Origin of the sequence: Streptomyces sp. NPDC005799, from assembly GCF_040630525.1 — a bacterium.
Taxonomy (GTDB): Bacteria; Actinomycetota; Actinomycetes; order Streptomycetales; family Streptomycetaceae; genus Streptomyces; species Streptomyces griseorubiginosus_B.
The window spans coordinates 93,730-105,945 of record NZ_JBEXXQ010000020.1 but is presented as its reverse complement, the minus strand read 5'-3'; the positions used below and the strand labels follow the sequence as shown (position 1 = coordinate 105,945).

Annotated in this window: 12 protein-coding genes and 2 pseudogenes; 8 read left to right on the top strand and 6 right to left on the bottom strand. The window is 70.7% G+C overall.

Annotation, left to right across the window (positions count from 1 at the left end; genetic code table 11):
* The first annotated feature begins 2 nt into the window (after positions 1-2).
* The 4 genes from ABZ453_RS21085 to pssA all read left to right on the top strand — a co-directional run bounded on the left by ABZ453_RS21085 (position 3) and on the right by pssA (position 3,397).
* On the top strand, positions 3-515 hold the full coding sequence (locus ABZ453_RS21085) for a MaoC family dehydratase (RefSeq protein ID WP_351803702.1): 513 nt from the start codon (positions 3-5) through the stop codon (positions 513-515).
* The gene (locus ABZ453_RS21080) at positions 515-1,729 is read left to right on the top strand and encodes an acyl-CoA dehydrogenase family protein (RefSeq protein ID WP_359016453.1); all 1,215 of its coding nucleotides are present in this window, start codon (positions 515-517) and stop codon (positions 1,727-1,729) included. Before ABZ453_RS21085 ends, ABZ453_RS21080 begins: the two co-directional genes overlap by 1 nt.
* Positions 1,730-1,899: 170 nt before the next feature.
* Positions 1,900-2,556: a phosphatidylserine decarboxylase gene (locus ABZ453_RS21075; RefSeq protein WP_133042136.1), complete on the top strand. Its 657-nt coding sequence runs from the start codon at positions 1,900-1,902 to the stop codon at positions 2,554-2,556.
* A 22-nt stretch (positions 2,557-2,578) separates the two neighbouring features.
* A complete protein-coding gene (gene pssA / locus ABZ453_RS21070) occupies positions 2,579-3,397 on the top strand; it encodes a CDP-diacylglycerol--serine O-phosphatidyltransferase (protein WP_030936949.1) in 819 nt (272 codons plus the stop codon).
* 159 nt (positions 3,398-3,556) lie between these two features.
* On the opposite strand, the gene ABZ453_RS21065 is transcribed toward pssA, so the two are convergent.
* On the bottom strand, positions 3,557-4,675 hold the full coding sequence (locus tag ABZ453_RS21065) for a glycerate kinase (protein ID WP_359016545.1): 1,119 nt from the start codon (positions 4,673-4,675) through the stop codon (positions 3,557-3,559).
* 212 nt (positions 4,676-4,887) lie between these two features.
* On the opposite strand from ABZ453_RS21065, the gene ABZ453_RS21060 reads away from it, so the two are divergent.
* From ABZ453_RS21060 to ABZ453_RS21050, 3 genes and pseudogenes are all read left to right on the top strand, one after another.
* Entirely contained in the window at positions 4,888-5,961 is a 1,074-nt protein-coding gene (locus ABZ453_RS21060) for an ADP-ribosylglycohydrolase family protein (protein WP_359016451.1), read from the top strand.
* 26 nt (positions 5,962-5,987) lie between these two features.
* Positions 5,988-6,485, top strand: a complete 498-nt coding sequence (locus tag ABZ453_RS21055) for an NUDIX hydrolase (protein WP_359016450.1) — start codon at positions 5,988-5,990, stop codon at positions 6,483-6,485.
* A gap of 14 nt (positions 6,486-6,499) precedes the next feature.
* Positions 6,500-7,150, top strand: a pseudogene (locus ABZ453_RS21050) (Sir2 family NAD-dependent protein deacetylase); the annotation flags it as partial.
* On the opposite strand, the gene ABZ453_RS21045 reads toward ABZ453_RS21050, so the two are convergent.
* From ABZ453_RS21045 to ABZ453_RS21030, 4 genes are all read right to left on the bottom strand, one after another.
* The gene (locus ABZ453_RS21045; RefSeq protein WP_359016449.1) at positions 7,147-8,382 is read right to left on the bottom strand and encodes a cytochrome P450; all 1,236 of its coding nucleotides are present in this window, start codon (positions 8,380-8,382) and stop codon (positions 7,147-7,149) included. The pseudogene ABZ453_RS21050 and the gene ABZ453_RS21045 sit on opposite strands and share 4 nt — an antisense overlap.
* A 23-nt stretch (positions 8,383-8,405) precedes the next feature.
* The gene (locus ABZ453_RS21040; RefSeq protein ID WP_359016448.1) at positions 8,406-9,797 is read right to left on the bottom strand and encodes an FAD-dependent oxidoreductase; all 1,392 of its coding nucleotides are present in this window, start codon (positions 9,795-9,797) and stop codon (positions 8,406-8,408) included.
* Positions 9,787-10,014, bottom strand: coding sequence for a ferredoxin (locus ABZ453_RS21035; RefSeq protein ID WP_359016447.1), 228 nt, complete (start codon positions 10,012-10,014; stop codon positions 9,787-9,789). The genes ABZ453_RS21040 and ABZ453_RS21035 overlap by 11 nt, the downstream gene beginning before the upstream one ends.
* A 100-nt stretch (positions 10,015-10,114) precedes the next feature.
* On the bottom strand, positions 10,115-10,747 hold the full coding sequence (locus ABZ453_RS21030; protein ID WP_359016446.1) for a hypothetical protein: 633 nt from the start codon (positions 10,745-10,747) through the stop codon (positions 10,115-10,117).
* Positions 10,748-11,016: 269 nt separating this feature from the next.
* Here ABZ453_RS21030 and ABZ453_RS21025 point away from each other — a divergent pair.
* Positions 11,017-11,436 (top strand): annotated as a pseudogene (locus ABZ453_RS21025) (Sir2 family NAD-dependent protein deacetylase); the annotation flags it as partial.
* Here the strand turns inward: ABZ453_RS21025 and ABZ453_RS21020 are convergent.
* Positions 11,433-12,200, bottom strand: coding sequence for a DeoR/GlpR family DNA-binding transcription regulator (locus tag ABZ453_RS21020; protein ID WP_359016445.1), 768 nt, complete (start codon positions 12,198-12,200; stop codon positions 11,433-11,435). The pseudogene ABZ453_RS21025 and the gene ABZ453_RS21020 sit on opposite strands and share 4 nt — an antisense overlap.
* Positions 12,201-12,216: the final 16 nt, after the last annotated feature.

Sequence of the window (12,216 nt, the reverse complement as noted above, 5' to 3'; positions counted from 1 at the left end):
CGATGCAGTTCGGACGCACCTACGAGGAGTTCGAGGTCGGGGCGACGTACAAGCACTGGCCGGGCAAGACGGTCACGGAGTACGACGACCATCTGTTCTGTCTCCTCACCATGAACCACCACCCGCTCCACATGGACACCAACTATGCGGAGAAGACGACGGACTTCGGCAAGAACGTCGTCGTCGGGAACTACATCTACTCCCTGCTGCTCGGCATGTCCGTGCCGGACATCTCCGGCAAGGCGATCGCCAACCTGGAGATCGAGTCGCTCAGGCACGTGGCGCCGACCTTCCACGGCGACACGATCTACGGCCAGACGACCGTGCTCGACAAGTGGCCGTCGAAGTCGAAGAACGACCGCGGGATCGTCTACGTCGAGACCAAGGGCTACAAGCAGGACGGCACGCTGGTCTGCGTGTTCCGCCGCAAGGTGATGGTGCCGACCGAGACGTACATCAAGGAGCGCGGCGGCGAGCAGCCCGGCCGCCCCGAGCTGAAGCAGCAGGAGAAGTAATGGCCCGCCTCGCCCAGACCGCCGATCTGACGGACATCCAGCAGGAGATCCTCTCCACCGTCCGCGACTTCGTGGACAAGGAGATCATCCCGGTCGCCACCGAGCTGGAGCACCGCGACGAGTACCCGCAAGCGATCGTCGACGGTCTCAAGGAGTTGGGTCTGTTCGGCCTGATGATCCCCGAGGAGTACGGGGGTCTGGGCGAGTCGCTCCTGACGTACGCGCTCTGCGTCGAGGAGATCGCCCGTGGCTGGATGTCGGTGTCCGGCATCATCAACACGCACTTCATCGTGGCGTACATGCTCAAGCAGCACGGCACGCAGGAGCAGAAGGACCACTTCCTGCCGCGCATGGCGGCCGGCGACATCCGCGGCGCCTTCTCGATGTCGGAGCCGGGTCTCGGTTCGGACGTGTCCGCCATCACCTCCAAGGCGGTCAAGGACGGCGACGCATACGTCCTCAACGGCCAGAAGATGTGGCTCACGAACGGCGGAACGTCAAATCTGGTCGCCGTACTCGTCCGAAGTGATGAAGGACACTCCCCTGAAGAGGTCGCCGCCGCGCCCCACAAGTCGATGACGACCTTCCTGGTCGAGAAGGAGCCCGGCTTCGGGGAGGTCCGTCCGGGCCTCACCATCCCCGGGAAGATCGACAAGATGGGCTACAAGGGCGTCGACACCACCGAGCTCATCATGGACGGCCTGCGGATTCCCGCCGACCGGGTGCTCGGCGGCGAGACCGGCCGAGGTTTTTACCAAATGATGGACGGCGTCGAGGTTGGCCGGGTGAACGTGGCGGCGCGTGGCTGCGGCGTCGCTCAGCGTGCCTTCGAGCTCGGCGTCCAGTACGCCCAGCAGCGGCACACGTTCGGCAAGCCGATCGCCCAGCACCAGGCCATCCAGTTCAAGCTGGCCGAGATGGCTACCAAGGTCGAGGCCGCCCATGCGATGATGGTGAACGCCGCACGCAAAAAGGACTCCGGCGAACGAAACGACCTCGAGGCCGGAATGGCGAAGTACCTGGCCTCGGAGTACTGCAAGGAGGTCGTGGAGGACGCCTTCCGGATCCACGGCGGTTACGGCTTCTCCAAGGAGTACGAGATCGAGCGTCTCTACCGCGAGGCGCCGATGCTGCTGATCGGTGAAGGTACCGCTGAAATCCAGAAAATGATCATCGGTCGCAGGCTGCTCGAAGAGTATCGGTTCCAGGGTTAGATGTCCGGATACGGGGTGTTTTCTTGGAGAAGAAGATCACACCCCGTAGGCAGTCTTCGGTCGCCGACTCGTCTTCCTGGCTTGCCCAGTTGTGGTCCGCGACCGGTACGATCCCGGGAAAGCCGCCGTCCCCCGTTACAGCGCGGCATCATCCGCTACGAAGGTCATCCATGCCCCACAGCCAAACCTCTGCACCACGCGACAGCCTGGCAGGCGTACGTCTTGCGCGCGGAGCATCGCCGTGGCTTCTCCCGACCGTCGCCACCGCAGCCCTCAGCCTGGTCCGCGCCCGCCGCTCCGGCGTCGCCAAGGCCGTGGCCGTGCCCGCCACCGCGCTCGCGGCCGGCATGCTGTGGTTCTTCCGCGACCCCGAGCGCGAGATCGCCCCGGGCCGGGTCATCTCGCCCGCCGACGGTGTGGTGCAGAGCATCATGCCGTGGAAGGACGGCCGGACCCGCGTCGCGATCTTCATGAGCCCGCTCAACGTCCACGTCAACCGCGCTCCGCTCTCCGGCACGGTGACGTCGGTCGAGCACATCCCCGGCGGGTTCGTTCCGGCGTTCAACAAGGAGAGCGAGAACAACGAGCGCGTAGTCTGGCATTTCGACACCGAACTCGGCGACATCGAGATGATCCAGATCGCCGGCGCGGTGGCCCGCCGCATCGTGCCGTACATCCCGCAGGGCACGAAGGTCGAGCAGGGCGACCGCATCGGGCTGATCCGCTTCGGTTCGCGCGTCGACATCTACCTGCCCGAGGGCGTGGAGGTCGCGGTCGAGGTCGGTCAGAAGACCGTGGCTGGGGTGACTCGCATTGACCGTGATTGATCCTGATACCCAGGCGGGCTGGGTGCCCGAGGCCGACGAGGTGGACGAAGAGGAGGAGATGCCCCTCTCTCTCCGCCTCTCAATAGCGGACACCCTCACCCTCGGCAACGCCACGTGCGGGTTCATGGCGGTGTACTTCACCACCACCGGGATCCTCATCCCTCACCTCACCGGCGACCAGGAGACCGGCATGGCCCGCCACAGCGCGGCCACGGCGGTGATCCTGATGCTGTGCGCGGCGGTCTTCGACCTGTTCGACGGCCTGGTCGCGCGCAAGCTGCGCTCCTCCCCCATGGGCGCGGAACTGGACAACCTCTCCGACCTGATCAGCTTCGGTCTGGCGCCGGCGTACTTCGTCCTCGTCTACGGCATGGTCGCGGACGACGCACACCAGAGAGTGGCCGCGGTCGGGGCAATCGTGGTGCTCCTGGCCGTCGTGCTGCGTCTGGCGCGCTTCTCGTGCGTGACGGTGCCCAACGGGATGTTCCAGGGCATGCCCTCGCCGTTCGGCGCGCTGACGGTTGTGTCGATCGTGCTGCTGGAGCTGCCCTTCGTGGCGACGCTGCTGGCGATCCTGGGCACGGCCTGGCTGATGGTGAGCCGGGTGGAGTACCCGAAGCCGCGGGGCCGTCTCGCGGTGGCGATGCTGTCCTGGATCGTCGTGTCGATGGGACTGCTCGCGGCCTGGGCGTTCGACGCGCCGAGCGGACAGCTGCTGCTCCAGACGGGCTGCGCGCTGCAGCTGGTCACGGGCGCGGTCATCCCGCTGTTCGCCACGGCACGCCGGGTGAACAACTTCCGCGACAACCGACGCGAGGCCCGGGCGGCACAGCTGCCGTAGCACCGCGTTGGCTGGGCCCCGGACCGGTATGGTTCGGGGCCCTCGCTGTTCCGTGCGCGGCGTCGATGTGCTGGTCCGGGGGCTGCCGCCCCCAGCCCTCCGCTTCGGCCCCGGACGGGCCTCGTCCTCAAACGCCGGACGGGCCGGCTGGGCCGAACGTCAGCTCAGGAAGTCCCGCCCGATCTGTTCCGCCACCCGCTCCAGGATCGGTCCGGCGTCCGCGATGCACTTGGCGACGTCGGGCTCGGCGTCCGTCAGGGGGTACACCCGTCGGATCCCCGCCCGTCCCAGCGCCTCCGGCGGCAGGGCGAGGCGGCCGCACACCGCGACGACCTCCTTGTCCGCCGCCCGGGCCGCCGCCGCGACACCGGCGGGGGCCTTGCCGTGCAGGGTCTGTTCGTCGAGGGAGCCCTCGCCGGTGATCACCAGCGTGGCCCATTCCAGCGCCGGGGCGAAGCCCAGCACCTCCAGCATGACCTCGATGCCGGGGCGGAAGCGGGCGCCGAGCAACAGGGCGCCGTAGCCGATGCCGCCGGCGGCGCCCGCGCCCGGGGACGCGGCGTTCTCGGCCGCGTGCACGCCGGCCGTCTCCTCCAGCACCTTCGCGTAGTGCGCGAGGGCCGAGTCGAGGATCTCCACGTCGTCCGGGGAGGCGCCCTTCTGCGGGCCGTAGACGGCCGGGGCGCCCGTGGGACCGGTCAGCGGGTTGTCGACGTCGCTGGCCAGGATCAGCTCCACGTCCGCCAGCCGCGGGTCCAGGTCCGACAGGTCGGCGGACGCCAGCTCGGCGAGTCCGCCGCCGCCCGGCGGCACCGGCTCCCCGTCCGCGTCCAGGAACCGCGCGCCGAGGGCGGAGAGCATGCCCGCGCCGCCGTCGGTCGTCGCGCTGCCGCCGACGCCGAACACGATCGTGCGCGCGCCCGCGTCCAGCGCGGCCCGCAGCAGCTCGCCGGAGCCGTACGTGGAGGCCGTGAGCGGCGCGAAGACGCCTCTGGGCAGCCGCTGGAGTCCGCTCGCCTCCGCCATCTCCACGACCGCCGTGCCGGCCCGGAGCGCGAACGCGGCCGTGACCTCCTGCCCGAGCGGCCCGGCGACCCGCACCTCACGGCGCTCGAAACCGGCCGCGACCGCCGCGTCCACGGTCCCGTCGCCGCCGTCGGCCACGGGCAGCGCCTCCACCTCCAGGCCCGGCACGGCCCGGCGCAGCCCGGCCGTCACCCGTTCGGCGACCTGCACGGCCGTCAGCGAGCCCTTGAACTTGTCCGCGGCGATGAGCACGCGCTGTGTCACCTGTTTCCCCTTGCTCTCCGGGCCCCGAGCCATGTCAAGGCCAGTCGCGCCGCTGTGACCTTAACCGGCGCACACCCCCGCCGTCATGCACCGACCGGCCCCCGGGAACGGCGTGGGAGCAACGTACGAGCGCCGTGTCAGGCGCCTGTGCGGACGGCCGAAACCGCACACGCTCCCCCGGAATTGGGTAAACCGGAGCTATGACCCCAGTGGGCACTGAGCCAGAGCTCGCCGACCGCGTCCTCGGGGGCTGGCTGGGCCGGATCGCGGGCAACATGCTCGGCAAACCGGTCGAGCAGGGCGACCTGTGGACGCGGGACCGCATCGACCGCTATCTGCGGCAGGCCGCCGCCCTGCCCCTGACCGACTACCTTCCCGAGCCGGCCGTCGAGAGCGACGGCTTCGAGCTGCGCCCCGAGTGGCGCCAGTGCGTGCGCGGCCGGATCCACGGCAGCTGCCGGGACGACGACGTCGACTACGCCATCCTCGGCCTCGACCTGCTGGAGACCCACGGTTTCGGGTTCAGCACCGAGCAGGTCGGCGACCTGTGGCTGCTGAGACTGCCGTACCTGCAGACGTTCACGGCGGAACGGGCGGCGTACCGCAACCTCGCGAACGGGCTGAAACCGCCGCTGACGGCCACCTTCGACAACCCGTACCAGGAGTGGATCGGCGCCCTGATCCGGGCCGACATCTACGGCTGGACCTGCCCGGGCGTCCCGCGCCGCGCCGCCTCGCTGGCCCGCCGGGACGCGGTGCTCTCGCACACCGGCAACGGCGTGTACGGGGCGATGTGGGCGGCGGCGCTGATCGCGGCGGCGTTCACGGCGCCGACGGTCCGGCACGCGGTGGACCAGGCGCTGGCCGTCATCCCGGCCTCCAGCCGGCTGGCGCGCACCGTGCGCCGGGTCGTCTCGCTCCACGACACCCGGATGACCTGGGAGGACACGCTCGCCACGATCGGCGAGGAGACCACCGGCCTCGGCTGGATCCACACCATCCCCAACGCGGCCGTGCTCACGGCGGGCCTGCTGTACGGCGACGGCGACTTCACCCGGACCATCACCCTCACCGTCCGCGGCGGCCTGGACACCGACTCCAACGGCGCGACGGCGGGCTCGGTGGCGGGCGTCCTCACCGGGGCGGAGGAGATCCCGTCCCAGTGGAAGGACCCGCTGGAGGACACGGTCCGCAGCGCGGTGTTCGGCTTCGACGGAGTGCGCATCAGCGAGCTGGCCGAGCGGACGCTGCACCTGGCGGAGGCGGAGAGCTGACCCCTGCGGCTGGTTACCCTTCCTGTGTGACCAGCTCCGAAGAATTCGCCGCGTACATCGCGGGCCTGCCCCGTATCCTCTCCGGCGCCGCCGCGCTCTTCCGTGACACGGAGGGCCGGGTGCTGCTGGTGGAGCCCAACTACCGTGAGGGCTGGGCCCTGCCGGGCGGCACCATCGAGTCGGACGGCGGCGAGACCCCGCGCCAGGGCGCCCACCGCGAGACGCTGGAGGAGATCGGCCTGGACCGCGAGCTCGGGCCGCTGCTCGCGGTGGACTGGGTCTACCGGCCCGGCTTCCCGCCGCTGGTCGCCTACCTGTACGACGGCGGAGTCCTGACCGAGGACGACCTCAAGGCGATCCGCCTGCAGGAGGAGGAACTCCTGTCCTGGCGCCTGGTCGCCCGCGAGGACCTCGGCGACTACCTCCTGGGCACCCTCGGCGACCGCGTCCTGGTCGCCCTGGACGTGCTGGACGAGGGGTCCGGAACGGCCGAGCTGGAGAACGGCCGCCGAGCGCACGGATAAGCGTTCGCCCCGCGAACGGGCTGTGGCGCAGGGATCCCGGGGCCGAGAAGCTCGTGACGTACGCGTACTACATGGGGGACCCCGAGATCCGGCGGCGCTCGTGGCAGATGCGGCGCGCGAACCGGACGCTGCACGCCGAGCCGAACGCCGCGCACCGGGCCGTGGCCGAGCTGGAGAAGTCGGGCGTGCCGGTGCGGGTGATCACGCAGAACGTGGACGGGCTGCACCAGCTCGCCGGGATGACGGCCCGCAAGGTGCTCGAACTGCACGGCACCGCACGGCAGGTGGTGTGCACCCGCTGCCACGCGCGTGGCTCCATGGAGGACGCGCTCGCCCGGGTCGAGGCCGGTGAGGACGATCCGCCGTGCCTGGAGTGCGGTGGCGTCCTGAAGTCCGCGACCGTCATGTTCGGTGAGCGGCTCGATCCGGTGGTGCTCGGTGAGGCCGTCGCCATCAGCAAGGCGTGCCAGGTGTTCATCGCCGTCGGCACCAGCCTGCAGGTGCAGCCCGCCGCCGGGCTCGCGGGCGTCGCCGCCGACCACGGTGCGCGGCTCGTCATCGTCAACGCCGAGCCGACGCCCTACGACGAGATCGCAGACGAGGTCGTACGGGAACCGATCGGCACCGCACTGCCGGAGCTGCTGCACCGACTGAGCACGGTCTAGGGGCGGATCCCGTCGCAGGCGATGTGCAGATGCCGCGGCCCACGCAGCACGGCGTTCTGCCGGTACGGGGGCGGGTCCTCCAGCAGGCGTGGGTTTTCCAGCCTCCGCGCCAGCTCCGACAGGGCGAGCTGGGCCTCCAGCCGGGCGAGCGGTGCGCCGAAGCAACTGTGGATGCCGCTGCCCAGGCCGAGGTGCTGGATGTCCGGGCGGTCCGGGTCGAACCGGTCCGGGTCCTCGAAGCGCTGGGGGTCGCGGTTGCCCGACGCCAGGACCAGCCAGAGGGAGGCGCCCTTGGGGATGGTGACCCCGCGGACCTCGATGTCCGCGAGGGTGGTGCGCTGGGGCAGCAGTTGCACCGGGGGTTCGAAGCGCAGCAGCTCTTCGACGAGGGGCACGGCCAGCCGCGGATCCCGGCGCAGGCGCTCCAGGACGTCGGGGTGGCGCAGCAGGGTCAGCATGCCGTTGGTGATGAGGTTGACGGTGGTCTCGTGCCCCGCGATCAGTAGCAGCGCCGCGGTGCTGAGCAGTTCCATCGTGGTCATCGGACCGTCCTCGCCCTTGGCCGTCGCAAGCTGGGAGAGCATGTCCTCCCCGGGGTTCTTGCGGCGCTCCTCGATCAGACCGGCCAGGTACATGCCCAACTGCATGCGGGCGTCGTGCGCACCCTTGCCCCGCTCTGCGGGATCGGCGTCCGGCTCGGGATCCAGGCTCGCCGCGAGGGTGTCCGCCCAGGTGTGGAAGCGCGCCTCGTCCTCGCGCGGCACGCCGAGCAGCCTGCAGATCACGGTCACCGGGAAGGGGTACGAGAACTGTTCCACCAGGTCGATCCGGCTCGGGTCGCCGATGCCGTCAATGAGGCCGGAGACGATGTCGCCGAGTTCTGGGCGCATCCCGTCGACCCGCTGCGGCGAGTGCGGCGGGCCGAAGGGCCGGTTCGTCATGCGTCGCAGCCGGTCGTGCTCCGGCGGGTCGAGCCGCAGGAAGCCCGGCGGCAGGGCGCTCTCCTCCTGGGGCGCCTCGGCCAGCGGGTCAGCGGCGTTCGAGGCGAGATTGCGCGCGTCGGAGCTGATCCGGGGGTCGTGCAGAAGGTTGCGGATCTCGTAGTAGGTGCTGATCACGTACGGCCCGTCGGCTTCGTGGTGGACCGGCGTCTTCCGCAGCTCTTCGTAGATCGGATAGGGATCGGCGCGGTTGGCGTGGTCAAGGATCTGGTGCAGCAGGGATTGCGTCATGGCGCGTCCTCGTGGCCGTGCGGTCAGTGCGCGGGGGTGAACGTCATCCGTCGGTCGGCCGGCGAGTATCCGCTGATGGTCACGGTGGGGCCGTGGGTGGGAACCGAGGGGTCGGGGAAGTCCGTGGCGAGCGGCCGTTGTCCGTCCGGGCGCCGGTCGACCGTGGCGAACGGCGGCGGGAACGGCGCGGTGGTCTCGATCAGCTCCTGGTAGAACGGCAGCCACCGGGCATGGTCGAAGGCGACGGCGCCGATGACTCGCCCCTGGTACCCGTAGACGCCGAGGAACCGGTGATCCGCGAGTGAGCCCTGGGAGATGAGGATCTCCGTCCCCATCGACGGGATCCCGACCGACTTGATGTTGACCCCGAACTGCGAGGACCAGAAGGCCGGCACCTCCATGTGGGGAAGGCGGTCGGTGCTCTCGCTGAGCATGTTGTGGGCCGCGATCCGGGCTTGTGAGACGGCGTTGCCCCAGTGTTCCAGGGAGAGGAACTGATAGCCGAACAGGGGATGCGGGCAGCGGGCGACATCGCCCGCCGCATAGATGTCGTCGGTGACGATCCCGCGGATGTCGAAGGCGCGGCAGCCGGCGTCGCAGGCGACGCCCCGGGGACCGGCGCCGAGTCCGGATCCGGCGAGCCATTCGGTGTTGCGGGTGGCGCCGAGCGAGACGATCACCACGTCGGTCTCCACGGTGGAGCCGTCGGACAGATGCGCGGCGCGCACCCGTCCCGAGGCGTCGCCCTCCAAAGCGGTCACCATGACCCCGCACCGCAGGTCCACACCGTGCTCGCGTTGCATCTCGGCGGCGACCGCGCCGACCACGCCACCGAGTGCGCCGACCAGGGGCGCCGCGCCGCGCTCGGCGACGGTGACGGGAAGGCCGCGTTCGCGGCAGGCGGAGGCGATCTCCGAGCCGGTGAACCCGGCCCCGATGACCAGGACCCGCTTGGGTCCCGCCTCGAGCCGCCGCGCGAGCGCGGCGCTGTCGTCGCTGGTCCGCAGCACGAAGACGCCGTCGAGGTCGGCCTCGGCCTCGCGCGGCCACGGTCGCGCCCGGACCCCGGTGGCGATCAGCAGCCGGTCGTACGGCACCTCGTCGCCGTCGGCCAGCCGCACCCGCCGGGCGGCCATGTCCAGGCCGGTGGCCGGGGCGCCGAGCCGCCAGGTCGCGTCGACGGACCGGAGCCTGGGCAGTGCGGTGCGGTCGGCGCTCGCCCTGCCCAGCAGCACCTGCTTGGAGAGCGGGGGGCGGTCGTACGGCTCGTGGGGCTCGTCGCCGATCATTGTCAGGGAGCCCGCGAAGCCCTCGGCCCGCAGGGTTTCGGCAGCGCGCAGGCCCGCCAGCGAGGCGCCTACGACGACGATGCGGCCCTCGCGTTTGAGCCGTTCCAGGGATCCGTCACCGAGCACCGGACACCGCCTCGGCCGGTACGTCCACCGCATCGATGAGAATGGCCCGGACGGGGCAGGCCGCGGCGGCCTGGGCCAGCCTGTCGCGCTGTGCCTCGTCGACCTCCGGGTCGTACAGCAACGCCTCCTCGCCGTGCATGGCGAAGACCCCGGGGGCGAGGAACGCGCACTGCGCGTACCCCTGACAGCGGTTCAGATCGACGGCAATCCTTGGCACGGGATCGGTCCTCTCCAATGGGCCCCCTGCAACCACCCTCGGTGGCCGGCCTTGATGCGGCGAGGGGGAGGCGACCGGTCGAGTGAGCGGTGGGGCCGGCTCAGGTCGGGGTGGCGGGCCGTGGCCCGACGGGACGCCGGCCCCACAGGATGTTCAGGCTGAGGACCAGCGCCCAGGCCGGGAAGACCAGTTCGGACCAGGGAACGTTCGCTCCCACCACGAGCAGCGTCAGGCCCGCCAGATAGCCGAGGACGACGAGCGGGCGCGGGAAGGCGCCGAGTCGCCGGCCGATGGACGAGGTCGTGATGACGAACACCGCCGCCATCCGCATGGCGTACGTGGTCAGCAGGGCGTAGGCGAAGTCCCGGCCGAAAGGAGGATGCTGCTGACTCTCGTCGAGCACGCTTCCGGCCGACGCGGCAGCGCCGAACAGGGTGCCGACGAAGACCAGGCCACTGCCCAGGAACACGGTGGAGACGAACCGGTCCTCGCCCTCGCCGGCCTGCTCGCGCAGGGCGCCCATGAACCACAGGAACGCGATCCCGGCGAACGGGAGCAGCTCCAGCGCCGCCCGAACGGCGCCCCGCTGTCCGGCATCGACGGTTGCGTCCTTCCCACCGGCGGGCAGAGCGATGCGCACCAGGACGATCGTCGCGGCCATCAGGATCGCGAACACCACCCCGGCCACCCCGGCGGCCCAGGGTGTCGCCAGGCGCTCGTGCTTCCGCTCCATGGTCTCTCGCTCTCTGCCTGCTCTTCCTTCATACAGACACCAGCGATCCAGGGGCTCGCGCCACCAGGGTCACTCGGGAGGAGGACCGCGATGCGCCATACAGGTCATGGCCACCGGTCGGATCGAGGCCGCCGCCGACGACGGGCTGCCCGTACCTGTCGGTGCCGCTCGCCCCGCTCGGGTGCTCGAGCGGCGTCAGCCGGGGTCACATCCGCCCAAGCCTTGCGACTCCGGCATCGTGGCAGATGCGGCGCGCGAACCTGACGCTGGTGCTCGAACTGCACGGCACCGCACGGCAGGTGGTGTGCACCCGCTGCCACGCGCGTGGCTCCATGGAGGACGCGCTCGCCCGGGTCGAGGCCGGTGAGGACGATCCGCCGTGCCTGGAGTGCGGTGGCGTCCTGAAGTCCGCGACCGTCATGTTCGGTGAGCGGCTCGATCCGGTGGTGCTCGGTGAGGCCGTCGCCATCAGCAAGGCGTGCCAGGTGTTCATCGCCGTCGGCACCAGCCTGCAGGTGCAGCCCGCCGCCGGGCTCGCGGGCGTCGCCGCCGACCACGGTGCGCGGCTCGTCATCGTCAACGCCGAGCCGACACCCTACGACGAGATCGCCGACGAGGTCGTACGGGAACCGATCGGCACCGCACTGCCGGAGCTGCTGCACCGACTGAGCACCGACCACGACGGCTAGGCGTCTTCGGACTCCGGCGCCCGCACCACTCGTACGCCCGCCTCCTCCAGCGCCGCCCGGGTCGTGGCGTCGGTCGGGGTGTCGGTGACGACGACGTCCAGTTCCTCGGGGTCGCAGATCTTCACCATGCCGGTGCCGGGGAACTTGGAGCCGTCGGCGAGGAGCGCCACCTTGTCGGCGGCGGCGATCATGGCGCGCCGTGCGGGCACCTCGGCGACCGTGGTGTCCATGACCTGCCCGCCGGCCCGGACCCCGCAGGCGCCCATGAAGAGCCAGTCGGCGTGCACCTGGCGGAGGTTGTCCTCGGCCATGAAGCCGTCCAGCATGCGGGACGCACGGATGACCATGCCGCCGAGCAGCATCAGGTCGACGTTGTCGTCCGGGAGGAGTTCCTCGTACACGGCGAGGTTGTTGGTGACGACCGTGATCCGGCGTCCGTGGAGCCGGCGGGCGAGCCGGTGGACGGTGGTGCCGGAGTCGAGGATCACCGACTGACCGTCCTCGATCATCGTGGCGGCCCGGGCGGCGATCGCGTCCTTCCCCGGCACCCGTGCCTCGGCGGCCTCGGCGAAGGGCGCCGGTTCGTCCTCGACGACCGCTCCCCCGTGCACCCGGGTGAGCAATCCGTCCCCTTCCAGCTTGAGGAGGTCGCGGCGGACGGTCGCGGCGCTGGCTCCGAGCCGATCGGAGAGGTCCGTCACGGTGACGGTGCCACCGGATCGCAGCGCCCGCAGGATCAGTTGGTGTCGTTGTTCGGCCAGCACCGACGGAACATTACCC

Excerpts from the sequence above, each read along its gene's own strand:
- ABZ453_RS21060 (WP_359016451.1), top strand. The coding sequence starts at position 4,888 with ATGACCCCAGTGGGCACTGAGCCAGAGCTCGCCGACCGCGTCCTCGGG.
- ABZ453_RS21085 (WP_351803702.1), top strand. The coding sequence starts at position 3 with ATGCAGTTCGGACGCACCTACGAGGAGTTCGAGGTCGGGGCGACGTAC.
- ABZ453_RS21045 (WP_359016449.1), bottom strand. The coding sequence starts at position 8,382 with ATGACGCAATCCCTGCTGCACCAGATCCTTGACCACGCCAACCGCGCC.
- ABZ453_RS21075 (WP_133042136.1), top strand. The coding sequence starts at position 1,900 with ATGCCCCACAGCCAAACCTCTGCACCACGCGACAGCCTGGCAGGCGTA.
- ABZ453_RS21030 (WP_359016446.1), bottom strand. The coding sequence starts at position 10,747 with ATGGAGCGGAAGCACGAGCGCCTGGCGACACCCTGGGCCGCCGGGGTG.
- ABZ453_RS21080 (WP_359016453.1), top strand. The coding sequence starts at position 515 with ATGGCCCGCCTCGCCCAGACCGCCGATCTGACGGACATCCAGCAGGAG.